At 33.4% G+C, this 26,305-nt stretch carries 23 protein-coding genes; 13 read left to right on the top strand and 10 right to left on the bottom strand.

All coding sequences use genetic code 11. From position 1 onward, the window contains the following. Positions 1-28 precede the first annotated feature (28 nt). Complete coding sequence (locus tag HM986_RS10110) at positions 29-703, bottom strand: uracil-DNA glycosylase (protein WP_179334968.1); 675 nt, start codon at positions 701-703, stop codon at positions 29-31. A 55-nt stretch (positions 704-758) separates the two neighbouring features. On the opposite strand from HM986_RS10110, the gene HM986_RS10115 reads away from it, so the two are divergent. The 4 genes from HM986_RS10115 to HM986_RS10130 all read left to right on the top strand — a co-directional run bounded on the left by HM986_RS10115 (position 759) and on the right by HM986_RS10130 (position 5,864). Continuing rightward, positions 759-2,252 carry a YfcC family protein gene (locus tag HM986_RS10115; RefSeq protein ID WP_179334969.1) on the top strand — a complete coding sequence of 498 codons (1,494 nt, stop codon included), beginning with the start codon at positions 759-761 and terminating at the stop codon, positions 2,250-2,252. Positions 2,253-2,303: 51 nt separating this feature from the next. Further along, positions 2,304-4,472 (top strand): endonuclease MutS2, encoded by a 2,169-nt coding sequence (locus HM986_RS10120; protein ID WP_179334970.1) that lies wholly within the window; start codon positions 2,304-2,306, stop codon positions 4,470-4,472. Positions 4,473-4,530: 58 nt separating this feature from the next. After that, the gene (locus tag HM986_RS10125; protein ID WP_179334971.1) at positions 4,531-4,953 is read left to right on the top strand and encodes a thiol-disulfide oxidoreductase DCC family protein; all 423 of its coding nucleotides are present in this window, start codon (positions 4,531-4,533) and stop codon (positions 4,951-4,953) included. 485 nt (positions 4,954-5,438) lie between these two features. Further along, positions 5,439-5,864 carry a DUF4139 domain-containing protein gene (locus HM986_RS10130; protein ID WP_179334972.1) on the top strand — a complete coding sequence of 142 codons (426 nt, stop codon included), beginning with the start codon at positions 5,439-5,441 and terminating at the stop codon, positions 5,862-5,864. 146 nt (positions 5,865-6,010) lie between these two features. On the opposite strand, the gene HM986_RS10135 is transcribed toward HM986_RS10130, so the two are convergent. From HM986_RS10135 to aroC, 4 genes are all read right to left on the bottom strand, one after another. Then, on the bottom strand, positions 6,011-6,343 hold the full coding sequence (locus tag HM986_RS10135; protein WP_020897272.1) for a hypothetical protein: 333 nt from the start codon (positions 6,341-6,343) through the stop codon (positions 6,011-6,013). A 4-nt stretch (positions 6,344-6,347) separates the two neighbouring features. Next, positions 6,348-7,163 carry a sulfurtransferase gene (locus HM986_RS10140; RefSeq protein ID WP_246288494.1) on the bottom strand — a complete coding sequence of 272 codons (816 nt, stop codon included), beginning with the start codon at positions 7,161-7,163 and terminating at the stop codon, positions 6,348-6,350. A 120-nt stretch (positions 7,164-7,283) separates the two neighbouring features. Beyond that, complete coding sequence (locus HM986_RS10145) at positions 7,284-8,729, bottom strand: dicarboxylate/amino acid:cation symporter (protein ID WP_179334974.1); 1,446 nt, start codon at positions 8,727-8,729, stop codon at positions 7,284-7,286. A gap of 65 nt (positions 8,730-8,794) precedes the next feature. Then, entirely contained in the window at positions 8,795-9,865 is a 1,071-nt protein-coding gene (gene aroC / locus HM986_RS10150; protein ID WP_179334975.1) for a chorismate synthase, read from the bottom strand. 164 nt (positions 9,866-10,029) lie between these two features. Between aroC and HM986_RS10155 the strand changes: the two genes are divergently transcribed. Further along, positions 10,030-10,944 carry a UDP-2,3-diacylglucosamine diphosphatase gene (locus HM986_RS10155; protein WP_179334976.1) on the top strand — a complete coding sequence of 305 codons (915 nt, stop codon included), beginning with the start codon at positions 10,030-10,032 and terminating at the stop codon, positions 10,942-10,944. Here HM986_RS10155 and HM986_RS10160 read toward each other — a convergent pair. Beyond that, entirely contained in the window at positions 10,941-13,874 is a 2,934-nt protein-coding gene (locus HM986_RS10160; RefSeq protein ID WP_179334977.1) for an FAD-binding and (Fe-S)-binding domain-containing protein, read from the bottom strand. The two genes, HM986_RS10155 and HM986_RS10160, sit on opposite strands and share 4 nt — an antisense overlap. A gap of 153 nt (positions 13,875-14,027) precedes the next feature. Between HM986_RS10160 and HM986_RS10165 the strand changes: the two genes are divergently transcribed. After that, on the top strand, positions 14,028-14,510 hold the full coding sequence (locus HM986_RS10165) for a hypothetical protein (protein ID WP_179334994.1): 483 nt from the start codon (positions 14,028-14,030) through the stop codon (positions 14,508-14,510). Between the two features lie 62 nt (positions 14,511-14,572). Next, a complete protein-coding gene (locus tag HM986_RS10170; protein ID WP_179334978.1) occupies positions 14,573-16,294 on the top strand; it encodes an FAD/NAD(P)-binding protein in 1,722 nt (573 codons plus the stop codon). Here HM986_RS10170 and HM986_RS10175 read toward each other — a convergent pair. Beyond that, positions 16,287-17,060: a TIGR03915 family putative DNA repair protein gene (locus HM986_RS10175; protein ID WP_179334979.1), complete on the bottom strand. Its 774-nt coding sequence runs from the start codon at positions 17,058-17,060 to the stop codon at positions 16,287-16,289. The two genes, HM986_RS10170 and HM986_RS10175, sit on opposite strands and share 8 nt — an antisense overlap. Further along, the gene (locus tag HM986_RS10180; RefSeq protein WP_179334980.1) at positions 17,061-18,323 is read right to left on the bottom strand and encodes a putative DNA modification/repair radical SAM protein; all 1,263 of its coding nucleotides are present in this window, start codon (positions 18,321-18,323) and stop codon (positions 17,061-17,063) included. A 196-nt stretch (positions 18,324-18,519) separates the two neighbouring features. On the opposite strand from HM986_RS10180, the gene HM986_RS10185 reads away from it, so the two are divergent. Beyond that, on the top strand, positions 18,520-19,116 hold the full coding sequence (locus HM986_RS10185; protein ID WP_246288495.1) for a hypothetical protein: 597 nt from the start codon (positions 18,520-18,522) through the stop codon (positions 19,114-19,116). Positions 19,117-19,184: 68 nt separating this feature from the next. Here the strand turns inward: HM986_RS10185 and HM986_RS10190 are convergent, their stop codons facing one another. Continuing rightward, a complete protein-coding gene (locus HM986_RS10190) occupies positions 19,185-20,711 on the bottom strand; it encodes a GH3 family domain-containing protein (RefSeq protein ID WP_179334981.1) in 1,527 nt (508 codons plus the stop codon). Positions 20,712-20,738: 27 nt separating this feature from the next. After that, the gene (locus HM986_RS10195; protein ID WP_179334982.1) at positions 20,739-21,056 is read right to left on the bottom strand and encodes a four-helix bundle copper-binding protein; all 318 of its coding nucleotides are present in this window, start codon (positions 21,054-21,056) and stop codon (positions 20,739-20,741) included. A gap of 386 nt (positions 21,057-21,442) precedes the next feature. Between HM986_RS10195 and gcvT the strand changes: the two genes are divergently transcribed. The 5 genes from gcvT (at position 21,443) to HM986_RS10220 (ending at position 26,201) form a co-directional block, all read left to right on the top strand. Continuing rightward, a complete protein-coding gene (gcvT, locus tag HM986_RS10200) occupies positions 21,443-22,525 on the top strand; it encodes a glycine cleavage system aminomethyltransferase GcvT (protein ID WP_179334983.1) in 1,083 nt (360 codons plus the stop codon). A gap of 22 nt (positions 22,526-22,547) precedes the next feature. Then, complete coding sequence (locus HM986_RS10205; RefSeq protein WP_179334984.1) at positions 22,548-23,387, top strand: sugar nucleotide-binding protein; 840 nt, start codon at positions 22,548-22,550, stop codon at positions 23,385-23,387. 105 nt (positions 23,388-23,492) lie between these two features. Next, on the top strand, positions 23,493-23,780 hold the full coding sequence (locus HM986_RS10210; protein WP_218841423.1) for a 4a-hydroxytetrahydrobiopterin dehydratase: 288 nt from the start codon (positions 23,493-23,495) through the stop codon (positions 23,778-23,780). 313 nt (positions 23,781-24,093) lie between these two features. After that, a complete protein-coding gene (locus tag HM986_RS10215; RefSeq protein ID WP_179334985.1) occupies positions 24,094-24,840 on the top strand; it encodes a YebC/PmpR family DNA-binding transcriptional regulator in 747 nt (248 codons plus the stop codon). A gap of 155 nt (positions 24,841-24,995) precedes the next feature. Further along, entirely contained in the window at positions 24,996-26,201 is a 1,206-nt protein-coding gene (locus HM986_RS10220; RefSeq protein ID WP_179334986.1) for a tyrosine-type recombinase/integrase, read from the top strand. The last annotated feature ends 104 nt before the right edge of the window (positions 26,202-26,305 follow it).

Genomic DNA, 26,305 nt, shown 5'->3' on the forward strand with positions numbered 1-26,305 from the left:
CATCATTCTTCTCAACCTGAAAAATATCCTACTTTAGTTCCCAGTCAATTACAGACACACCAACTTGCTCCAACTGGGAGTTAGTTTTACTAAAATGCTTATTACCAAACCAATACCCTCTATTAGCACTCAACGGAGATGGATGTCCACTTTCTAAAATGATGTGTTTAGACGTATCTATTAATTTCTTTTTCTTTTTAGCGAATCCTCCCCAAAGTAGAAACACAATGTTGTTTTTTTCTTCGCTAATCGTTTGTATTACAACATCTGTAAATTGCTCCCAACCGTTCTTTTGATGACTTCCCGCTTCATGTGCTCTAACGGTCAAAGTTGCATTTAATAATAAAACGCCTTGATCTGCCCAAGGCACTAAATTACCGCTTATAGGATACGGAATCCCAAGATCTAGCTCTATTTCTTTAAAAATATTAGTTAAAGATGGTGGATGATTTATTCCATCATTAACAGAAAAAGACAAACCATTAGCCTGACCGATACCATGGTAAGGATCTTGACCAATAATCACAACCTTAACATCATCAAAACTACAATGATTAAAAGCGTTAAAAATATCAGATGCTTTTGGAAAACAAGTATGCGTCTTATATTCGTGCTTAATAAAATCTACTAAATCCTTAAAGTAAGGTTTTTCAAATTCAGGATTAAGATAAGTTTTCCAGCTTTGATCTATATTTACAGTCATATTTTGAAACAGATTATATCTTATAAAATTTAAATTCACGAATAAGTAACTCAGAATGAAAAATTTAAAATTCCCTTCTGCACAGACCATATTATTTATAATTGCAGGGCTAGTAACGCTTTTAACTTGGTTTGTTCCTGCAGGAAAATATGATACTTTAAGTTATAACGCGGCATCAAACAAATTTACGCGTTTAAGTCTAGATAAGGAAATAAGCTTAACGGCAACTCAGGCGTCTTTAGATGATTTAAATATTAAAATTCCTATTAAAAAGTTTACTCATGGAGATATCTACAAGCCCATTAATATTCCTGGGACTTATAACAAATTAGAACCTAAACCACAAAGTTTTTTTGATTTTGTAACCTCCCCAATTAAAGGTATTATTGAAGCTGCAGATATTATTTTCCTTGTATTAATTATTGGTGGATTAATAGGCGTTTTAAACAAATCAGGAGCTTTTGACGCCGCTATATCACAACTAGCTATTGTCTTAAAGGGTAGAGAACCTCTATTAATTATACTAGTCACTTCTCTAGTTGCTTTAGGAGGAACCACTTTTGGTTTTGCAGAAGAAACCATAGCTTTTTTCCCTATTTTAATTCCTGTTTTTTTAGCGGCAAAATATGATGCACTTGTTGGAGTTGCTAGTATTTTTTTGGGTTCTGCAATTGGCACCATGTGCTCTACAATAAATCCTTTTTCTACAATTATTGCTAGTGATGCTGCTGGTATAAATTGGACAACCGGATTAAATGGTCGTATCTTCATGCTCTTTTTATGTTTAACGATTACCATTGCTTATATTATGCGGTACGCTAAGCGTGTTCAAAACGACCCAACCAAATCGCTTATTTACGACCAAAGAGACCAAATTGCACAATTATTTACTTTAAAAGACGCGACTCATATTAATTTTAATTGGAGATTAAAACTGGCTTTGCTTGTTTTTACAAGTAGTTTTATTTTGATGATTATCGGTGTTTCTATATTAGACTGGTGGTTTGTAGAAATGACGACTGTATTCTTAATTAGCGCTATTGCTATAGGGTTTATTATTCAAATCAGTGAAACCGACTTTATAGACACCTTCGTCAAAGGAGCGGGTGATCTTTTGGGTGTAGCACTCATTATAGGCATCGCAAGAGGTGTAACCGTTTTAATGACAGACGGTTTAATAAGTGATACGTTATTATATTATGCTAGCGATATTACCACCGGAATGAACAAAGGAGTTTTTGCGAGTGTTATGACCATCATTTATTCTGGATTATCATTCTTTATTCCGAGTTCTTCAGGAATGGCTGTTCTAACTATGCCAATTATGGCGCCTTTGGCAGATACCGTGGGTGTAGGTCGCGAAGTTGTAGTTAATACATACCAATACGGACTAGGCTTATTTTATCTTGTAAATCCTACAGGATTGATTTTAGCATCTCTAGCTGTCGCTAAAATTAACTTTAGTAAATGGTTGAAATTTATAATGCCTTTATTTATCATATTAATTATTGTAACCTTACTTGTATTAGCGGTGTCTTCATACTTATAGTATTACATAATATCCTAAATTTGCAATTCTAAAAAAAACGTACCATACTACATGATAAACATTCATGAAAAAACTTTAAACGATCTTGAATTCTTTACGGTTTTAGAACAAATTAGCGCGCATACATTGACAGCTTTAGGAAAAGAAGCAGTTTTGAGCATTCTTCCTTTCGAGAGTAAAGACGTACTTATGCTTGAACTTGTTTACGTTAATGAATATTTATCGTCTTTTGAAAATGATAACAGAATCCCAAGCCACGGATTCGATACCATTGCGAAAGAATTAAAGCTACTTAAGATAGAAAACACCTATCTCGAAGTGACTGGCTTGCAGAAAATAGTCAGCATGTCGTTGACCGTTAATTCTATTTTAAAATTTTTAGAAAAATTTAAAGAATATTATCCAAAACTTCAACAATTTGGCCAATATATTCAGGTAAACACTACCATCATAGAACAAGTCGACGCTGTAGTTGATCGCTTTGGGGATATTAAAGACAATGCGTCTCCTTTGCTTTCTAACTTACGAAAATCCATTAATCTCCTAAAGGGAAAAATTAATAGTAGTTTTTCTTCAGCATTACACACCTATCACAATCTAGATTACTTAGATGACATAAGAGAATCTGTTGTAGATAATAAACGTGTGCTTGCTGTAAAAGCTATGTATCGTAGAAAGGTAAAAGGCGCGATAATGGGAGGCAGTAAAACTGGAAGTATTGTTTACATTGAACCAGAAACTACATTACAACACACTAGAGAACTTAACAACTTAGAATACGAGGAAAAAGAAGAAGTTATTAAAATCCTTAAAGAGCTGACGGATTTTATACGCGAATTTCTACCCCTTCTTAAAGATTATCAAGAATTTCTTATCAATCTAGACGTCATCTCAGCAAAAGCTAAATACGCGCAGAGTATGAATGCGATTCTTCCTGAGTTTTCTGACGAACGTAGTATGAATTTGCGTGATGCCTATCACCCTCTACTCTATTTAAACAATAAAGAAAAGGGAGAAAAAACGTTTCCTCAGTCTATTGGGTTAGAAAAAGACAGTCGAATTATTGTCATTTCTGGTCCCAATGCAGGCGGAAAAAGTATTACTTTAAAAACAGTGGGTTTATTACAAACCATGATTCAAAGCGGTATGCTGATTCCTGTACACGAGCGCAGTCATGTGTGTTTATTTGATCGCATTCTTAGTGATATTGGAGACAATCAATCTATAGAAAATCATCTAAGTACTTATAGTTATCGCCTAAAACAGATGAACTATTTTCTGAAGAAGTGTAACAATAAAACGCTTTTCTTAATTGATGAATTTGGAACAGGAAGTGATCCAGAATTAGGTGGAGCTTTAGCTGAAACATTTTTAGAAGTCTTTTATGAACGTGAAGCATTCGGAATTATAACGACACATTATTCCAATTTAAAATTATTAGCTAACGAGTTACCCCACATTAAAAATGCCAATATGCTTTTTAATGAAAAAACCTTAGAACCGATGTATAAGCTGGTTGTAGGGCAAGCCGGAAGCTCATTTACGTTTGAGGTGGCACAGAAAAATGGTATTCCTTATAGTCTAATCAACAAATCGAAAAAGAAAATTGAACGCGGTAAAGTTCGCTTCGATGCGACCATTGCAAAGCTTCAAAAAGAACGAAGCAAATTAGAACGTACCGAACGCTCATTAAAAGAAAACGAAAAAAAGAAGATTTCTGAAGCTGATAAATTGGAAGAAGTCAATGCAAAAGTTCAGAAAAAATTAGAGAGCTTTCAAGAATTGTATGATTCTAACCAACGTCTAATTTACTTAGGACAGAAGGTGAATGACATTTCTGAAAAGTACTTTGAAGATCATAAAAAACGAGAGCTAATGGCTGAACTCTTTAGACTTGTTCAAATTGAAAACTCAAAACGTAAAAAAGTATCAGCAAAACAAAAACGTGCAGAAAAGCATAAAGAAAAACAGGTAAAGCAAGAAGCTGAGAAAAAAGTTGAGGTCATTCGACAAAAGAAGAAAGAAGCCAAAAAGAAAGCGGTTAAAGTAGAAAAACCAAAAGCCATTTTAAGACTTGGTGATCGCGTGAGAATGCAAGATGGTAGAGCTGTCGGAAGTATTGATTCTATTGAAAAAAACAAAGCTATTGTTAATTATGGCATGTTTACCACCAACGTAAGTTTAGATCAGTTAGAGTTGGTTGAGGCAAAAAAGAAATAATTAATAAACCATTGTTAAAATATAAATCGATTAGAAACAATAGGCTTATCTTTATATAGTGATTTCAGAAATTCCAAAAGACAAACAACTCATTCTTTTCGATGGTGTATGCAACCTCTGCAATAGCAGTGTTTTGTATGTGATAAAACGAGATAAAAAAAACAAGTTTCTATTTGCACCATTGCAGAGTGACATCGGTGACGCCATCAAAAAAAAATTCAATATAAATACCGAACAAACAGATTCCATTTTACTTTATAATCCCGAGAAAGATAGTTTAACTTACAAATCTACGGCGGCATTATTAGTAGCTAAAAATTTAGGTTTTCCAACCTGTATATTATCTGTATTCTTAATTCTACCGGTTTTTGCTAGAAATTGGGTTTATAATTATATAGCTAAGCATCGCTATCAATGGTACGGAAGGAAGGAATCATGTATGATTCCAACACCTGAGTTAAAATCTAAATTTTTAGAATAAAAAAAAGCCTTTTCACAACCAATGAAAAGGCTTTTTTAATTAACAACTTACTTAAAACTAATTTGAACAAAACATATTTTCAACTCCTATACTGAGGGTAATAATAAGTTGATTAATAGCACATTATTTTGTTACTGCAAATATATGCACATCCTTAATTTGTTCATAAAAAAATCGATATAAGACGCTATAAGAATGATTTTGGTCGTAAAAATGTCAATTATATCCATCAATAACCTTTTCATAGTAATTATCCTACTAATTAATAAGATAGGTTTACTTCTCAATTGATATGCTGTACTTATTTAGGGTTAAAGTATGCCTAGTAAAATCATAATTTTGGAATAAACATTAATATTCTAACATTATGACAACCCAACCAAAACCCTTAAAAACACTTCTTATTTTTCTATTTCTACTAGGAACACAATTAACCAATGCCTTTCAGCAACCTAGTAAAATTAAAATGGTTACTGTCTATTTAGATGGAGCCGAAATTAACCGTGAATTGTCAAGGCAGTTATTCAGGTAAAACCAATATTAATCCGAGTGCAACCACAGATAGTTTAACAATTTCACTTGGAGTAGACCCAAACATTATTGTAAAACGCAAGCAACGAAATGATTTTAAGAAAACTACATTTATCGGTAACAACAGAGTGATTCAAAAAGCTTTTGAAATTGAAATTAAAAACAACAAAACCTCTGATATTCAATTAACACTGTTAGATCGCATTCCTAAAAATCAAGATAAAACCATAAAAATAGATTACATAGAAACAGGAAACTCTAACTACGATGAAGACAAAGGAATTTTAAAATGGACTCTAAATTTAAAATCTAGTGCCACAGAAAATGTTAAAATTTCCTACACTGTAAAATTTCCGAAAGGTAAACGCGTTAACCTATAAATACACAGCCTCAAAACAAAATAGTTTCAATTAAACCCTAACTTCTGTTAGTTAGGAATGAATTTAATTCTAGTAGAAAGCTTGTCTAACTTTCTATCAGTGTCACTAATTTTGATAGAAATACTAGTTTCGTTTTGAGGCTTTTTTTAATGCTTTAATAAGCGCTCTAAAAAACGAAGCATGTTCTGTTCTGTGATATCAAAATCATCATCAGATAGAAATAGAACTTTTATATCTTCAAGTAGGATATCTATATCGTCTTTAGTATAATTATGCTGCTCTAAACTCGTCGTAATTTTCTTGATGCCTTGGTAATCGTTATCACGATTAAACTCATCATGAATATCTTGAAAAGTTTGCTTATCTACATTAGAAAGAATAAGGTTTCTTTCCTCTGTTTTTTCTTTAAAATCAGAATTTGCAGCAAAAAGTAAAATGTAGGCTACGAGTTCATCTCGCGTCCAGTCGATTGTGTTCATTGAATTAAGGTGTTAGGCTTCCATATTCTGTCCATGAACCATCATAGACAATTAAATTATTATAATTACATAGTGTTGCTCCTAAGGCTAAAATACAAGCCGTAATACCAGAGCCACAACTAAATACTATTTGCGTTTCATGTTCTACTAAACTGTCAAAGATGATCTGAAGTTCATCTATCGACTTCATTCTATACCCCTGAAATAATTCGGTGTAAGGTAAATTTTTTGAATTCGGAATGGTACCGCGTCGCAAACCATCTTTAGGTTCGTCTACCTTACACAGAAAACGATCTTCAGAACGTGCATCAACAACTAAAGTGTCCTTCTCATTGTGGAATTCATTAACGCCATTAAAGTCTGTCATTAAACTGGCATGGAATTCTGCTACAAAATCACCCAAATCATACACTGTACCTGTATAGTTTTCAATAGGAAAACCATCTTGTTGCCATTGTGGTATGCCGCCATCTAAAACTGCGACATTTTTAAAACCGAAAACTTTAAATAACCACCATACTCTTGCACTTGAATAAATGCCTTTATCATCATAAACCACAATTACAGAATCATTATTGATTCCTAATAATTGTGCTTCTGTTTGAAATTGCTCTTTTGAAGGTAAGGTGCTTGGGAAAGGGGCTGATACATCACTAAATTTTTGTTTAATATCAAAAAACCTAGCGTTGGGTATTCGTATTGAATCAGGACTAATCACCTTGTTAATCGTAGTATCTAGCACTATTAAATTGTTGGCATCACTGTTTTTATGAAGCCATTCAACCGAAACTAAATCTGAATTTAATTTTTTTATTTCCAACTGATTATACATTTAATCTATGGAATTGAACACGACATGCTAAAGTGCATTTCATTATTTCTTTGTTAATTTGAATTGTATAAAGTTAAAATAATTTATCATATTTAAATATACTGAAACTTAAGAATCTAAATCAAAAGTCTCCGTTGGATTTTTTTCACCCTGATAATCTAACATGTTTTCACCATCTGCAATAATTGAACATACCGTCGCATCACCTGTAACATTAACCACAGTTCTGAACATATCTAATATTCTATCCACCGGAAAAATAATAGCAATCCACGCAGGATTTAATCCTACAGAACTCAATACTATAATCAACATTACTAAACCAGCACTTGGTACAGCAGCCGAACCAATAGACGCCAAAGTTGCAGTTAATACTACAGTTATTTGTTGCCCTATTGTTAAATCTATCATGTGCATTTGTGCTAAGAATATAACCGCCACAGCTTGATACATACTTGTACCATCCATATTAACGGTTGCTCCGATAGGCAGCACAAAACTGCTTATTTTTTTATCTACACCTAAGTTTTCTTCAACACACTCCATTGTTACAGGAAGTGTAGCCGCACTACTCGATGTTGAAAATGCTAAAGTCTGCGCAGGACTCATTGATTTGAAAAAACCTTTATATGGTATTTGCTTTACAAAAAGCTTTAAAATTAAAGGATAAATTACAAAAATCATCAACAACAAACCTACTAAAACAGTAATGGAGTACCAGCTCAAACCTTTAAAAATCTCTACGACCTTACCAATATCATCACCTGCCATTTTACTTACAACACCTGCTAATAAAGCAAACACAAAAAATGGAGCCCCTTGCATAACAATATCAACCATCTTAAGAAAAACGTCATTAACGCCATTTACTAAATTTAGTACTGGCTGTGACTTTTCAACTGGCACAAATAATAAACACACACCAAAGAAAATGGCAAAAAATATAATTTGAAGCATCAATCCGTTGTTGGATAATGAATGAAAAAAGTTACTCGGTACAATATCTACTAGAGGCTGCAAAGGCGTAGTTTCTTTACGACTTTTAACAGTTTCCATTTTATCTGCAACGGCAGCTTCTTTTAACTCACTCTTAGATAATTCTGAAATCTCTTGAGCACGCTCAAAAAATTCTGGATCTTGAAGGTAATTTATGCCATCTTTAATGACATGGCCTTCACTTGCTGCCCAAATTTCATAACTGATACGATTATCGATTCTACTCTGTTCATCAATTAATTCTCCAGGTTTAATGACATTAACTAAAAGTAACCCTAATGAAATAGCCATAATGGTGGTTAGCAAATAAATCCCTAAGGTCTTACCTCCCATTCTACCTAAACTTTTTGGATCACCAATATTAGCAACACCACTTATAATTGAAAACAACACTAACGGTACTGCAATTAGCTTTAATAAATTTATAAAAATAGTACCAAACGGATCAATCCAATTAATTGTGAATTGACTCCACCCCATTGTACTTGATAGCAAAGCCCAAATGATACCTAGAACCATTCCTATTATAATTTTCCAATGTAGTGCTAGTTTTTTCATATGTTATAAACCTATAAAAATAGGAGTCTGTTGATTAATATTTTTTATTCATAATCACAAAATGATTACCATTCTTTAGATTCTTGTCTGCGTAAAAGCATGTTATCTGCAATGACCAAAGCAGCCATAGCCTCAACAATTGGTACAGCTCTAGGCACAACACAAGGATCGTGTCTCCCTTTACCTTGCATTTCTACAATTTCACCAGTACTATTTAAAGCATCTTGCTTTTGAATCACTGTTGCGACAGGTTTAAAGGCGACTCTAAAATAAATATCCATGCCGTTAGAAATTCCACCTTGAATACCTCCAGATAAATTCGTCTTTGTCGTGCCGTTTACGTTAAATAAATCGTTATGCTCACTTCCTTTCATTTTGGCTCCGCAAAACCCACTTCCATATTCAAAACCTTTGACAGCATTTATGGATAACATGGCTTTTCCTAATTCGGCATGCAATTTATCGAAAACAGGCTCGCCTAAACCAACAGGTACATTTTGAATAACACATGTGATTGTACCTCCAATGGTATCTCCTTGTTTTTTGATCTCCTCAACCTTAGCAATCATTTTTTCTGCTGTGGCTTCATCGGGGCAACGAATGACATTAGATTCAATTTTATTAAAATCTAAATCCTGATAAGGTTTATCTATAAATATTTCACCTACCGAAGAGGTAAACGCGTTAATTTTAATGTTGCTCACCATTTGTTTTGCAATCGCTCCAGCAACCACTCTAGATGCTGTTTCGCGTGCAGAGCTTCGTCCACCGCCTCGATAATCTCTTACACCATATTTTTTATCGTAGGTATAATCAGCATGACTTGGTCGATAAACATCTTTTATGTGCGTATAATCTTTAGATTTCTGATTGGTATTATGAATTACAAAACCAATTGGAGTTCCCGTAGTTTCACCTTCAAAAACACCTGAATAAAATTCAACCGTATCTGGTTCTTTACGTTGTGTAACTATTTTGGATTGTCCTGGTTTTCTACGATTTAATTCGTTCTGAATCGCATCAAAATCTAGTTTTATACCTGATGGGCAACCATCTATAATACCTCCAATCGCCTTTCCATGCGATTCTCCATAAGTAGTAAGCTTAAATAATTTTCCGAAGGAATTTCCTGCCATTGCAATTTATTTTACGCTAATGTAATTGTAAAATTATGAAAACGAAAATACCATTTAGTATTTCATGCCTAATCAATCTTATAATTACATTCAAAATTTAATAATACTAAGTTAATATAATGATAACATTTCACTCATAGTTAGTTAATTATAACATAACCTATATGTTTAAAATATTAAAGTTCTTTGTAAAAGAGATTTTAAATATTGTGAAAATAAGACGAAAAATAGAAATAGCGGTCATTTCAGATGTGCATCTTGGCACTTATGGTTGCCATGCTCAACAGTTATTGACTTATTTGAATAGCATAGAGCCAAAGAAATTAATTCTTAATGGAGACATTATAGACATTTGGCAATTTAAAAAACGATACTTTCCGAAATCGCACCTTAGTGTTATAAAAAAAATCATGGATTTTGCAGCCAATGGCACCGAAGTCATTTATATCACTGGTAATCATGATGAAATGTTGCGAAAATTTACCGATACTGAAATAGGAAATGTATCTATAGTTAATAAATTAGTTTTAGAATTAGATGGTAAACGCGCTTGGTTTTTTCATGGTGATGTTTTTGATATTTCTATACAAAACGCAAAATGGCTAGCTAAACTTGGAGGTTGGGGCTATGATTCTCTAATTCTCATTAATCAATTAACTAACTGGGTTTCGGATAAAATGGGTAAAGAGCGTTATTCTTTATCAAGGCGTATAAAAAACAGTGTAAAAGGTGCTGTAAAGTATATTAATGATTTTGAAGAAGTCGCCACGGATTTAGCAATAGAAAACGGTTATGATTATGTCATTTGTGGACACATTCACCAACCAAAAATGTTAATAAAGAAAAATAAGCATGGTAAAACTACTTATTTAAATTCTGGCGATTGGGTTGAAAATTTCACTGCTCTAGAATACCAATTTAAACGTTGGAAAATCTACAATTACAACGAGGATAAATTATCCGCTTTTTATGCCGATGAAGATATTAAGGATATGGAACTTAAAGATTTAATTGCTGCCATAACAATTGTAGAGCAACCAAAACCTGACAAAAAGAAACATAATAAAGACAACGACTAAAGTAAAGCGTCATTTAGTATACTAATCGGATGCCTTGCCAATCTCCCTGTTCCATCTTTAATCTGATGTCTACAACTTGTTCCATTTGCAGAAATAAGTGTTTCTTGAGATGCTTTTCTAACCGATGGAAATAACGTCTGCTCCCCAATTTTCATGCTGATCTCATAATGTTCCTTTTCGTATCCAAAACTACCAGCCATTCCACAGCATCCACTAGGAATAATAGTAACCGCGTAATTCTCGGGTAAATTTAAAATATCAAAACTAGATTTCTGATTCGATAATGCCTTTTGATGGCAATGGCCGTGAAACTTTATAGTTTTCGCTTCTGTTGTAAATTGTTCTGAATTGATATGTCCTAATTTAATTTCTTGTTGAATAAACTCTTCAATTAAAAACGTATGTTGAGCAATAGATTTTGCTCCGTCTTTATCATCTGCTAATCGGATATATTCATCTTTAAAAGTTAAAATTGCAGAGGGTTCAATACCAATTAACGGAGTGGTTTCTGATATTATATTTTTGAATTTTGATACGTTTTCATTGGCTACTTTTTTTGCATCTTTAAGTACCCCTTTTGAGAGCATTGAGCGTCCTGATTCTGAATTCGAAATGATAGTTACTTTGTAATTTAAACGACTTAACAACTCAATGGCATCGACACCTATTTCAGTATCTAAATGATTTGTAAATTCATCATTAAATAAAATCACCTCTTTAATATATTTTTTTGTAACTATTTTATTTTCAAAACTTTTAAATTCCTCATATAAACTCTTACTTGACACAAATGGTATACTGCGTTCTTTTGCTATACCACCAACAAATTTTATAATCGCACTTGTAAATCCATTTGAAAACATGAAATTTGTTAGCTTAGGAACGCGACTAGCAATACCATTTATTCTATTATTGTAAGCGAATAATTTAGTTCTAAAAGGCACGCCATTCACCTTCTGATATTGGTACTGAAACTCGGCTTTTAAGCTCGCTACATCCACACTACTTGGACATTCACTTGCACATGCTTTACAACTGAGACATAAATCGAAAACCTCTTTCAATTCTTTATGATCAAATCGATTTGCTTTTTCAGAATTCGTTAAAAATTCTCTAAGTGTATTTGCGCGTCCTCTCGTCGTATCTTTTTCATTTTTTGTAGCTCTATAACTTGGACACATGGTGCCTCCAAATTCTGGTAACTTTCTACAGTCACCAGAACCATTACATTTTTCTGCTTCGCGTAAGATACCTTCAGAGGCAGAGAAATCGAGCAAGGTTTCAATTTTAGGTTCTACTCTATCAATTTCATATCTAAAATTCTCATCCATAGGATAAGCGTCTACGATCTTTCCTGCATTAAAAATATTTTGAGGATCAAAAGCCGACTTGATCCGTTTGATAATTTGATAATTAGCATCTCCAATCATCATGGGAATAAATTCCGCACGCACAATACCATCACCATGTTCACCAGACATTGAACCTTTATATTTCTTTACGAGTTGCGCAACATCGGTGGTTATTTGACGAAATAAGACGACGTCTTCAGCGTGTTTTAAATCTAATATGGGACGTAAATGCAGCTCACCTGCTCCTGCATGTGCATAATAAACCGCATTTTGGTTATACGTTTTCATTAACGCTGTAAACTCTGAAATATAAGCATCCAAATCTTCCAAGGCTACAGCTGTATCTTCAATACAAGCAACCGCTTTTTTATCTCCAATTATATTTCCCAACAATCCTAAACCTGCTTTTCGTAGTTCTACAGCTTTATCAATATCTTCAGCTCTTAAAATCGGTGATGCATATGATAAATTGAGTGCGTTTACAGCGGTAATAAATAGATCAATAGCTAGTTGTAATTGTTCAGGAGTTTCTGCTTTTAACTCACACATTAAAATAGCTGCCGGATTGCCTTTTATAAACTGTCTATTTACCTGCTGGGTTTTATTATGTTTGGTTAGATTTAAAATGGTGTCATCCATCATTTCGCAGGTATGCAAATTGTGCTGCATAACGGTTTCGACAGACTTTAAGCATTTAGCTACACTTTCAAAATGCAAAGCTATAATCGCACTTTCATTTGGTGGTAAATCATCTAATTGCAATGTGATTTCTGTTGTAAATGCCAAGGTACCTTCGCTTCCTGTTAAAAGTTGACACATGTTAAAATTTACACTTTGACCACGCTCAGTGACCAAATTTGAAAAAATATCAGATTTAATTAATTCGTCTATAGCATACCCTGTATTTCTACGATGTATTTCAGGTTTAGGGAAATTATCACTAATTTGATTTTGAACACTTTCAGGTTTTAATTCTTTATAGATACTGTTATAGATAGTACCTTCAAGCCCATCTAATTTTAATTTCTGTTGAAATTCTTCTAATGTTACACTTGAAAATTCAACGTCACTTCCATCGCTTAATATCGTTTTCAGACTAAGAACTTTATCACGTGTTACTCCATATTGAATTGATGTGGTTCCTGAAGAGTTGTTTCCAACCATACCACCTATCATACAGCGGTTAGATGTGGATGTATTGGGTCCAAAAAATAAACCAAAGGGTTTTAGGTAATTATTCAGTTCATCTCTTACGACTCCAGGTTGCACTGTTACCGTTTTTTTAGACTCATTAATATTTAAAATCCGAGTAAAATACTTAGAAACATCTACCACAATGCCCCCCCCTACGCATTGTCCGGCTAAAGAGGTTCCGGCCGTTCTTGGTATTAATGACGTATTCTGTGAGTTTGCAAAACCTATTAGTTCTTTAATATCTTGAATACTTTTTGGCAGCGCCACAGCTAAGGGTAATTTTCTATACACTGATGCATCGGTAGCGTATAGCTTTCGCATTAAATCATCATAGTGCAAATCACCTTCTATAGTTGTTTCTAAGGCTTTAAGTGCCTTTATCATATCATTTTGCATAAGGGTTAACAATCTATGGTAATGAGTTATAATTTTGTCTTAAAAATAAAGCAGATCACCCAATTATATTCTAATTTTGTCGTTATAGAAATTAGCAACCAACAAAATGCTAAAACTAAGAATTTAAAACTCAATATTATTATGAAGAAATTATTTTTATTAGGTGTATTCGCCATAGGATTTGCAAGTTTATCTAACGCACAAGAAATAGCAGATAATGCTATTGGATTACGATTAGGTGATAGTGATGGTTTTGGTACGGAGATTTCATACCAACGTGCACTTGGTGACAACAACAGATTAGAAGTAGATTTAGGATGGCGAAGCGGAAGTAATTATGATGGATTTAAATTAGCAGGTTTATACCAGTGGGTTTGGAACATTGAAGGGGGTTTTAATTGGTATGCTGGTGCTGGTGGTGGACTTGGGTCTTACAGCTACGATAATAATGCTGGTGATGATTTTGATGATACCTTTGCTTTCGTTGCTGGTGATGTTGGTATAGAATACAGTTTTGATTTTCCTTTATTATTGTCTTTAGACTTTAGACCAGAACTAGGGTTTGGTGATTTTAACGATGATCTTGATTTGGACATTGCTTTAGGAATAAGATACCAATTCTAAAAAATTTAAAATTATATATTTAAGACCACCTTTAAAGAGGTGGTTTTTTTATTTTAATTCGTATGAAACAACTTGCAATCATAGGTATGGGACCAAGAGGTCTGTACGCTTTAGAAAGTCTTCTAACCGAGCTTAGCAAAGCTAGGGAGCGACCGATAATACATATTTTTGATGCAACGAGTAGTCCTGGAACTGGAAATGTTTGGGATAAATCGCAACCCGATTCTAACTGGATTAATATTACAGAACGTGCCTTAGCAGGAATAGAAAAGCGACCTCAAATAAACTATAGTAATGTTATAATTGGTGAATTCCCGTCTTACCATGAGTGGTGTCAATTTTCTCAAAATAGTGATAAGCCTGATTCATTTTCTGCAAGAAACAAACTCGGAAACTATCTTAATGCGCGTTATAAATCCCTAGAAGTTGTTTTAAACGAATTAGAATCTTTCAAATTTATAAAAGCGGAAGTCAGAAGCATTAATTTAAAAGATCAGAAACTAGAAATTGCTACTCATAATAAAGTTTGGACCTATGATGATTTACTTCTAACCATTGGACACCAATCTACAATGCCATCTGACCAATTAAAAAAATGGCAATCACATGTTGCGTCTTATAAATCATTAACGCTTTTTGAAAACGCTTACCCAGTTACCCAATTAAACATTGTTAAAGATAAAACGAATATCAATATAGGTTTAAGAGGTTTTGGCTTGGCCATGATTGATGTGATGCGTTATCTGACTATTAATGATTTTGGGAATTTTAAAGTGATTAATAAAGACACTTTTGAAACCATTTATTATAAAAGTAAAGTACAAGAATTAAAACTAATTCCGTTTTCTTTAGACGGCTTACCCTTGGTTCCAAAACCTCTAAACGAAAGCATTGATTTATGGTACCAACCTACGAAAGAAGAATTAGATTTTTTTAAATCTGAAATTGAAGCCGTTTCACAACAATCAACTGAAATAGATTCCATTGATTTTTTAACAAATCCTTTTGCCAAAATCACATCGCGGGTCTATTTAGACTTAAAAGGCAAAGGTATTGCGAACTCTTTAAGTCCATCGGATTTAGAGCGCCTAATCTTAAGTTGGTTAACTGATGAAAATTTTAGTCATCCTTTAATTCAAGATCATAATATTTCCACGTATAAGTTAATTCAGAATTATATAAATATGGCTTTAGGAACCATTCCTATTTCACTTGATTTCTGTATCGGACAAGTTTGGCGTCATTGTCAGCCGACGTTATATAAAGGTTTTTCTCATGCTAAGGTGAACACTGATATTATAGAAAAAGTGATAGCCTTAGATGAGCGCAGTAAACGCTATTCTTACGGACCACCAATTGAAAGTATGCAGCAAGTTTTAGCATTAATTGATGCCGATATTTTAACATTAGACTTTGTCACTGATCCTAATATAGACTTAGTAGCTGAGGGTTGGACCTTAACGAATTCTGAAAGTAAATCTGTTACTTGCTCTGTGATGATTAATAGTGTTTTGGATGCCCCAAAATTACTTGACATTAACACTCCTCTGATTAAAAATTTACTTCAAAATGATTTGATACAACCTATCCATTCAAAATTAGGAATTGAAACATCCCCTGATGGCTATGTTATCACACCAGAAGATAAAGACGATGTCCCTATTGCCGTTTTAGGTCGTTTAGCAAAAGGTAGTGTCATTGGTGTCGATGCTATTTTAGAATGCTTTGGACCGCGAATTGAAGATTGGGCAAAAGCTTACGTAAGTAAACTAAAATCTAATTAGGTTGCTTCTCACTTAAATATTTCCAATAACGCTTTGGTACATGTCTTATATGAAGTTTCATGTTTTTGCGCGATTCAATGTTGGTGGCTTTAAAATAATCTTGCCATAGTTTTTGAAATTCGAATTCTTGGTTGGCAAAAAACGCATCGTCGGTTTTAGTAAAGTTGAAATTCTCAGGAAACTCCATATTTATAAGTTCTACTTTTTCTAAGTCATAAAATAATCCATAGCCACGCTTTATATCATAAATCACCCATTTTTGATCGGCATAACGTCTTTTAAAATGTTTTTCTATTAAAGGCAAGACATTAAAATCAGGTTCAATACTCGCGAAATAGATGTCATCTTTGGTCAACCGAAAGCGCACAAAAGCTTCCATACGATGCTTTTCTCTACCTACAGATTTTGCGATTTGGGCTATTTTTAAAATTGAAGGATGTGAATAATCTTTATCTACTTTTTTCCTTTGCGAAAATGCATACTGTATATAATCTAAAAGCAAGTCCTCTACTCCTACCTCTTCACTTAAAAAAGCATAATATAATTGGTAACTGCCATTAGATGACAACTTCGATTTTATGCCATTCCACACACGATTAGCTTTAACTTCATTTGTAGAAATTGATTCATTCTCTGTAAATAAACCTTGTTGTACGGTAAATTCATTTTGAATGGTTACCCCTTTCAATTTAAATTCAAACACGTAAAAAACAGCTGATAAAAAGCCGTCAAAAGTGCCATCGTAAATAAGATTTTTTGCTTGCATCTATCCGAATAAGCTTAATTGATTACTCAACATTTTCTGGTACTTACTTGTTGAATTCTGAAGGATTAAGCCTTTAATCTTTTCTGAGGTTAAATCTCTTTTTTCAAACTGATTACTATCACAGACCATAAAATATTGTGCTCTATTTAAAGCAACCCCTATTTTTTTTAAATGTTCCCAATTTAATTTCCTAAAGCGTCTAGCATTTATAATTTTAAAAACAGATTTCATTCCTAAACCTGGAATCCTAGCTAACATCCGCTGGTCTGCGGTATTCACATCAACAGGAAATTCATGGAGATTTCGCAAAGCCCAACTCAATTTGGGATCTACATCTAAATCTAAATTTTGATGTTGTTCGTTTAAAATTTCACTGACATCAAAACCGTAAAACCGCATGAGCCAATCCGTTTGATACAACCTGTTTTCGCGAAGCATCGGCACAGCGCTTCCTATTTGCGGTAAACGATTATCATAACTTATTGGTACATAACCCGAATAATATACACGCTTTAAATTATAGTTCTTATAAAAATGATTAGACGTTTGCATAATCTGAAAATCATTCTCTCCACTAGCTCCAATAATCATTTGTGTACTCTGACCAGCAGGCGCAAATTTAGGAGTGCTTTTAATGATTTTCTTTTCGGCATTATACTGAATGATTTCATTTTTCACCTTAATCATCGGTTTTATAAAATCTTCACGCTTTTTATCTGGTGCCAGTTTTTTAAGTCCGGCTTCTGTGGGAATTTCAATATTAACGCTTAACCGATCTGCGTAGAGTCCGGCTTCACGCATCAATTCATCTGAAGCTCCAGGAATAGATTTTAGATGAATATAACCGTTAAAGTTTTCTTCTAATCTTAATTTCTTCGCGACAGCCACCAAGCGTTCCATGGTGTAATCGGCACTTTTAAAAATTCCTGAACTTAGAAAAAGCCCTTCAATATAATTTCTACGATAAAAGTTAATGGTTAAATCCACCACTTCCTGCACTTTAAAAGCAGCGCGCTTTACGTCATTACTTTTTCGGGTAACACAATAAGCACAATCAAAAATGCAGTGGTTAGTTAGTAAAATTTTTAATAAAGATACACAGCGACCATCTTCAGTATAGGAATGACAAATCCCCATGCCTGTAGCATCTCCTAATCCTTTATTGGTATTGGCACGTTTACTTCCGCTAGACGAGCACGATACATCATACTTTGCAGCATCTGCAAGTATTTTTAATTTTTCTTGGGTACGTTGAAAAGACAAATATTTTCCTCCTGAATCTTAAGTTAAAATCTTAAGCACAAAAATACTACATACAATAGCTATTCCTTGCTTCATTTTGTAGTAATTTAAATAATAGAGCTTATTAACGGTGTCTAACAGCTTTGAATTTAAATGGGTTAATATTTTGATGATATCATTTAAACGTCATCAGATTTAAACCTTATTTTTCAGGACTATGAAAAACTTCATAATCATCACCTTAATAACCTTAAACCAAACTATGAGTGCACAGCACATTATTCCTGAAGATATAAAAACGAACGTAAATAAAGCTTTAATGTATTATCCTGAATTAGGAGATACTAATATTGAATTCCGATTTAAAAAAAATATTAAGAAATCGACGATGCAAGCTAGACCAACATTTGGCAGTTTCTTTAAAAGTAGAAAGAACAGAGATTATGTGATTCTAATTAGTGAAAAGTTTCAAATTGCAGATAAAGAGTTTTTAACTCGGCATATACCCAACGACATTTTCATTGGTTGGATTGGTCATGAATTGGGACATATTATGGATTACCAAAACCGAAACAAGCCCAACCTTATATGGTTCGGTCTTAAATATCTATTATCGCAAAACCATATTGTTGAGGCAGAACGCGCCGCAGATTCTTTTGCTGTTGCTCATGGCATGGAAAACTACATTCTAAAAACGAAAGACTTTATTTTGAATAATGCAGATATCACACAATCATATAAAGATCGGATTAAGAAATATTATTTATCGCCTGAAGAAATAATGCATTTGGTAGAAGAACGGGATTCTGAATAGAATTATGATGATATTTTCATGGTTTAACTCAATAATAATTGAGTTTTATATTTTGAATAATACATAATTTAAGACTCATTAATAAATGCTTCCCAATCCGCAAATTTTTCTTCTCCCATAACGCGTTCCATTTTTACTTGGCCGCCTTTCTTTTTGTTTCGTTCGTTCCAATCATAAAAGCGGTTTGGTGAAATCACTTTTACTTTCACACCTTTAAGGGCTTTGCTCCTAGCCACTTTATAATTCTTATTTGCTGTTTTTAGGCTTTGATCTAAAGCGTCTGCAATAATGGAATTATCAACACCTTTTATATCCGAGCCTAGATACCAATAATGATAAAACTCGTCATCATCTCCTCGTTTGGCGCAGATGGTGTATTCCGGAATTGTAGTGTTAAATCGCTCTTCTAATTCTCGCATAGCTGCATCCATTTTATTAACTGATAATTGCGAACCTACTGTATTCATAAAAAACTTAGTTCTTCCTGTAATTTTAATTTCGGCACGTTCAACATCAGTAAATTCAATAGTATCTCCAATAAGGTATCTCCAAGCTCCACTGACTGTACTAATAATTAAAACGTAGTCTTGATTCAATTCAACTTGATCTAAAGTTAAGGCTGGGGCTCGGTCATTAAGCGAACCATCTTCATTGATGTATTCTGGTTTGAAGGGTACAAATTCAAAATAAATACCGTTATCCGTATTGAGCTGCATAGCATCCGTTTCTGGTCGTACTTGTGTAGCAATATAACCCTCGGAAGCCAAATACGTATCAATAACTGTGATTGGCTTTCCTAATAAGGCATTAAAACTTTTCTTATAAGGACCAAAAGCCACTCCACCCGAGGTATAAACTTGTAAGTTTGGCCAAATTTCATGAATATTATTAAGATTGTGGTAGTCTATTACTTTTTGAAGCATTAATTCTATCCAAGACGGAATGCCGCTTAATGCCCCAATGTCCCAATCTTTAGCACGTTCTGCAATGCGCTGCACGCGCTCGTCCCAATCTTCAATTTGTGAAATTTCTTCACCTGGTTTGTAGTAGCCTCTAAACCACGATGGAATATTACTTGCGCTAATACCGCTAATTTCTCCTTCGAGATGATCATTATTTTCCTCTAGGTCTGTAGAACTACCGAGCATCATGATTTCTTTTTCAAAAAAATCTGCAGGTAAATCAAAATTATTTAAGGCAAACACCTGTTTGATTCCTGCATTTCTTATCGCATCAATCATATCATCGGTAACAGGAATACGTTTGCTCGTTTTACCTGTGGTACCAGAACTCAATGCAAAGTATGATGGTTTCCCTGGCCAAGTTACATTACTTTCTCCTTCATGGTATTTATGCCACCATTGTGTATTTATTTTATTGTAATCAAAATACGGCACATGCTTGGCAAAACTATGTTGTAAGTTAGCTGCTTCAAGTATGGTTTCAAAATCATATTGCGCACCAAATTGCGTACTTTTTGCTGTTTCAAGCAATTCCTTAAGTACTTTTTCTTGAGCTTCTTCATGAATTACTTCAGATGTAAACGTATCCTTCAACTCTATAACTCCTTTAATTATATTTCCTAGTATGGCCATTTTTTGATTTCAATGTTAATTGTTTTATTATGCTGCAATTTTTCGACACGCTTCAGAACATGCTCTACACGATTTAGCACATTCTATACAATGTTCGTGCTTATGCTCTTCGCAATGATCTGCACAATAGTCACAAATTTCGGCACATAGTAAGGCGTATTGTTTAACGTAAGCACTATCTGATGTCATCATTTTAAGTAAGTTATCACAAGCATCAGCACATTGTAAGCAACACTTTGGACAATCGTTTATGCTCTCTTTTCCGGCCATTTCTGTAAGACAAATTCTACAATCTACTATACATTTCTGACAGGCTTCAATCACATCTCTATAAATCGCTTTCATAATTATTGTTTTAGATTTAATTTTTACTAATATCTAATATCGCATTAAAAGAAACTGTTCCGATTCGGAAAAGAATTAACGCATTTAGAAAAAGCATATCACCATTGAAACTGACATAAAGGGTAATCCACGAAAGGTCAACTAGATTCAACTTTAAAAATGAGAGGGATTATTTTTAAATATATGGCTACGCTTTTACTACTACATGGCTATAATTAAAAATCCTTTAATATTAAATTATGATTTTTTAAAATGTCCGTTATAATTTCAACCTTAAAACTTGAGACTGATTTCTTTAATAAACCCTAAATTTCCTTAGTATTAATTTAGGACGTTCTTCGTAAAATTTATGTAGTTTTGCACATCTAAAATTAAAACAACTCAGAATGAAAGATACTGCTTTATCGTCTACTCACGAAGCACTTGGTGCTAAAATGGTTCCATTTGCGGGCTATAATATGCCTGTTCAATATGAAGGTGTAAATATAGAACACGAAACAGTTAGAACATCGGTTGGTGTTTTTGATGTCTCTCATATGGGTGAATTTTTAATTGAAGGTCCACATGCTTTAGAACTGATTCAAAACGTATCGAGTAACGATGCCTCTAAGTTAGAAGTTGGCAAGGCGCAATACAGCTGTTTACCAAATGATGATGGTGGTGTTGTAGATGATTTAATTATTTATAAATTAAAGGAAGAAACGTATTTATTAGTCGTTAATGCGAGTAATATTGAAAAGGATTGGAATTGGATAGCCTCTAAAAACGATGTTGGTGCTGAGATGCGAGATATAAGTGAGGATTATTCGTTATTGGCTATACAAGGACCAAAAGCCGTTGAAGCAATGCAGTCGATAACGAGTCATGATTTATCTGCTATAAAATTCTATAATTTTGTAGTTGGTGATTTTGCAGGTGTTGATAATGTTATTATTTCGGCTACAGGCTATACTGGTAGTGGTGGATTTGAAATCTATTGCAAAAATTCGGAAGTAAAACAAGTTTGGGATAAAGTTTTTGAAGCAGGAGCTGATTTCGGAATTAAACCTATAGGTTTAGCAGCGAGAGATACGTTGCGTTTAGAAATGGGCTATTGTTTATATGGTAATGATATTGATGATACTACCTCGCCCATTGAAGCTGGTTTAGGTTGGGTTTGTAAGTTCAACAAAGACTTTACTAATAGTGAAGCGTTAAAAGCTGAAAAAGAGCATACACCAGAAAATAAATTAGTAGCCTTTAAATTAGATGAGCGCGGTATTCCTCGTCACGGTTACGATATTGTAGATAGCAGCGGAAAAACGATTGGAAGAGTGACTTCTGGTACTATGAGTCCTAGTTTAGGTATTGGTATTGGTATGGGTTATGTACCTACGGTATTTTCTAAAGTAGATAGTAAAATATTTATTCAGGTGCGTAAAAAAGCGATCCCTGCAACTGTTGTAAAGGCCCCTTTTTATAAAGGCTAAAATTTAGAGTGTAGTTTGATTAATGACGAAGACACATTTAGATCCTCAAAAACACCGTATTTTAATACTTGGAGTTAGCGGTTATATTGGTAATGCCATTTATAAGGAATTAGGCCCCTATTTTAAAACCTTCGGAACTTATAGAACGCCTACAAAAGCCTTTGAAGCCAATAAACATTTTTTTCATTACAACTTGGAAGAAGATGATGTTTATGAGGTTTTAGAGGCAACTAAACCGACTATTATTATTTCTGCACTTCGTGGAAATTTTAATGCACAGACTATTGTGCACCAACACATTGCAGAATACGCACTCAGTTTTGGTTCTAAAATCATTTTCTTGTCCTCTACCAACGTATTCGATGCCTACAGTAAATTTCCGAGTTATGAATTAGACAAAACATTAAGTCATAGTATTTATGGACATTTCAAGATAAAAATTGAAAATTTAATCTTACGTCTTCCTGAAGAACAAGTTGCTGTTATCAGAGTTCCGATGATATTTGGTGCGACTTCCCCACGAATAGAAGAACTAAAACAAGCCATTTTAGAAAATGAATCTGTTGAAGTATTTCCGAATTTAATTATGAATGTGATGCTCGATAAAAAGCTAACACAGCAAATTCATTATATTATTAATAGAAATAAATCTGGAATTTTTCATTTAGGAAGTACCGATTTAGTACATCATGATGATTATACCAAAGAAATTATCAGTACTCTCACAAATAAAAAAGTGGTATTAAAACAGGTTTATACCACTAATGAAGATCGGTATTTGGCTGTGCTTCCTAAGTTTAATAAACTTCCTAAACATCTTCAAATTACGAGTCAGGAAATATTAGAGGAACTTGGGAAGTGAGTGGTTAGTGTGAAGTGTGAAGTGTGAAGTGTGAAAAATAATCTCATTAAAATTACTTGAAACGGTTTATCATTTTATTACATTTAAACTTATAAAATCAATATTATGAAATTAGATGAAACTACCATAGAAAAGAGGCTATTACATTTACCAGATTGGGATTATTACGACAATGCGATTCATGCCGAATTTGAATTCGATAATTTTAAAGACTGCTTTAGTGCCATGAGTAGAATTGCTTTTGAGTGTGAAGCACAAAATCATCATCCTAATTGGAGTAATACTTATAATATTTTAAAAATAACGCTCTCCACACATGATGAGGATGGTGTAACACTTAAAGATTTTAAATTAGCAGAAGCGATTGAGGCTATTGTGGAGGTTGAGGACTAATTGAGAGTTGATAGTTGGAACTAAAAATTTAAAGTAATAACGCATTTAGGGCCTGACTTTAGTGTGCCGAGTGAAATTATTGATAGACAATTTTCTATTTAGGAATCATATATCTTATTTTGAGTGTTTTTTATCTTGAAACTTATATTTTTTTTTACATTTAGCTTCATTCCTATTCAAACAATTTCAATATTTTCTTAGATTTGCTATTGTAAAAATTTTACCACGTCTAATTTCAGTGTTATTGAAGGCACGAGATAAAACATAATCGTTAACAGATTCCTGCTTTACAGGAACTAAAAATATAATTAAGATGGGAAGAGCTTTTGAGTTTAGAAAAGCAAGGAAAATGAAACGTTGGTCTGCTATGAGTAAAGCCTTTACACGTATTGGTAAAGATATTGTAATGGCCGTAAAAGAAGGTGGTTCAGATCCTGATAGTAATTCACGTTTAAGAGCTGTTATACAAAATGCCAAGGCTGTAAATATGCCTAAAGATAACGTAGAGCGTGCTATAAAGCGTGCTTCAGATAAAAGTTTAGGAGATTTTAAAGAAGTTCTTTTTGAAGGTTATGCTCAACATGGCATTGCTGTACTTATTGAGACTGCAACAGATAATAATACACGTACCGTTGCTAATGTACGTTCTTATTTTAATAAAACGGATGGTAGTTTAGGTACCTCTGGCTCGGTGGTTTTTATGTTTGATCATACCTGTAATTTTAAAATTAAAGGTGATGATTTAGACTTAGAAGAATTAGAATTAGAGTTGATTGATTCTGGGGTTGATGAAATTTTTGAAGATACCGACGAAGATGAAGACGGAGTTGAACATACAAGCGTTATGGTCTATGCGCCATTTGAGAGTTTTGGTAAAATTCAGGCCTATTTAGAGGAGAACACTATTGAAATTATTTCTTCTGGTTTTGAACGTATTCCACAGGTCACAAAAAAGATAACAGCAGAACAAGCGGAAGATGTTGAAAAGCTTCTAGAAAAGTTAGAAGAAGATGATGACGTTCAGAATGTGTATCATACTATGGAGGAAAGTGCTGAGTAACAATTTTTGATTATAACAATTACGAGAGGGCTTCTGCCCTCTTATTTTTGTCTAACATATAGCTACAATTTGTAGCTTCTTTATTTATATCTCAAATAAACCATGATTTTAGCGTAATTTACATCTTTATAACAACTCCGTAAACGACTAATATCATGAAGATTACATTATCTAAATTGCATCATAATAATGACAATCAAATAGCCATAGGTTTTGATGATAAAGAAATAACAAAAGCAATTATTAAGGAGGTTGAAGGGGTTGCGTGGTCACAGACTCACAAGACGTATTATGTTCTATATTCGAAAAGTACCATACATACGTTATTCAATTATTTTAGAAGCAAAAGTTATTTTGTTGATTACAGTCAGTTTAAAAAACCTATTCGAAATACGTATCAACCTCTAATAAAAATTAAACCAAGTCTGAACATGATAGAAATGTTTAAGGCTCTTCCGCCAACGTATAAAGAGTTGTTAAAGGATTATGCTGGTTTTCTTAAAGGCAAACGGCTAAGTGAAAGTACGGTTCGTTCTTACGGCTATTTTGTATTACGGTTAATGAATTTCTATAAGCCAAAAGATATACAAGACATTAAGAAAAAGGATATCGATTATTTTTTTGAAATTGTATTGGCAGGTGAGAATTTTAGTATTAGTAGTCATAGGCAATGTGTTAGTGCTTTAAAATATTTTATTGATTATTGTAATTTACCTTCATTGGAACCCGATGACTTAAAACGTCCAAAAAAGAGTAAAAAACTGCCAATAGTGTTATCTAAGGAAGAAATTCTTGACCTTATTCAAGTGACTAAAAATCTAAAGCATAGAGCTATTATTGGACTTTTATATTCTTGCGGCTTAAGAATTGGAGAATTATTAGATTTAAAAATCAGTTCTTTGGACTTTGACAGGAATTTATTACGAGTAAATCAAGGTAAAGGCCGAAAAGACCGCAGTGTTGTAATGAGCGAAGTTTTAAAACCTTTAATATTTAATTATTTAAACACCTACAAGCCAAATATTTTTATCATTGAAGGGCGTGACGGAGGGCCATACTCTGCAACTAGCGTACGTCAGTTTTTAAAGAAAAGTTGTGGTTACGCTGGTATAAAAAAGCAAGTGACACCACATGTATTACGCCATAGTTATGCTACGCATTTAATGGAAAACGGAGTAGATTTACGTCATATACAACTGTTATTAGGTCATGCTAAGCCAGAGACGACTATGATTTATACACACGTCGCTCATAAAGATTTAATGCAAATTAGTAGTCCTTTGGATACTATAATTCAGTCAATAACAAAATCCAATAAAAACAATACAGAAGTTTTGTTATCCCGAAATTATAATATGTAAACTGTTATATTTGTTTTTATATAACAAGTTGCCATTAATTTGAATGAACTACACGAACGAGAAAATAATTGAACGATTTGAATCAGGCGAAAACCTGAAATTCC

This window comes from Winogradskyella costae, from assembly GCF_013403865.1.
Taxonomy (GTDB): domain Bacteria; phylum Bacteroidota; class Bacteroidia; order Flavobacteriales; family Flavobacteriaceae; genus Winogradskyella; species Winogradskyella costae.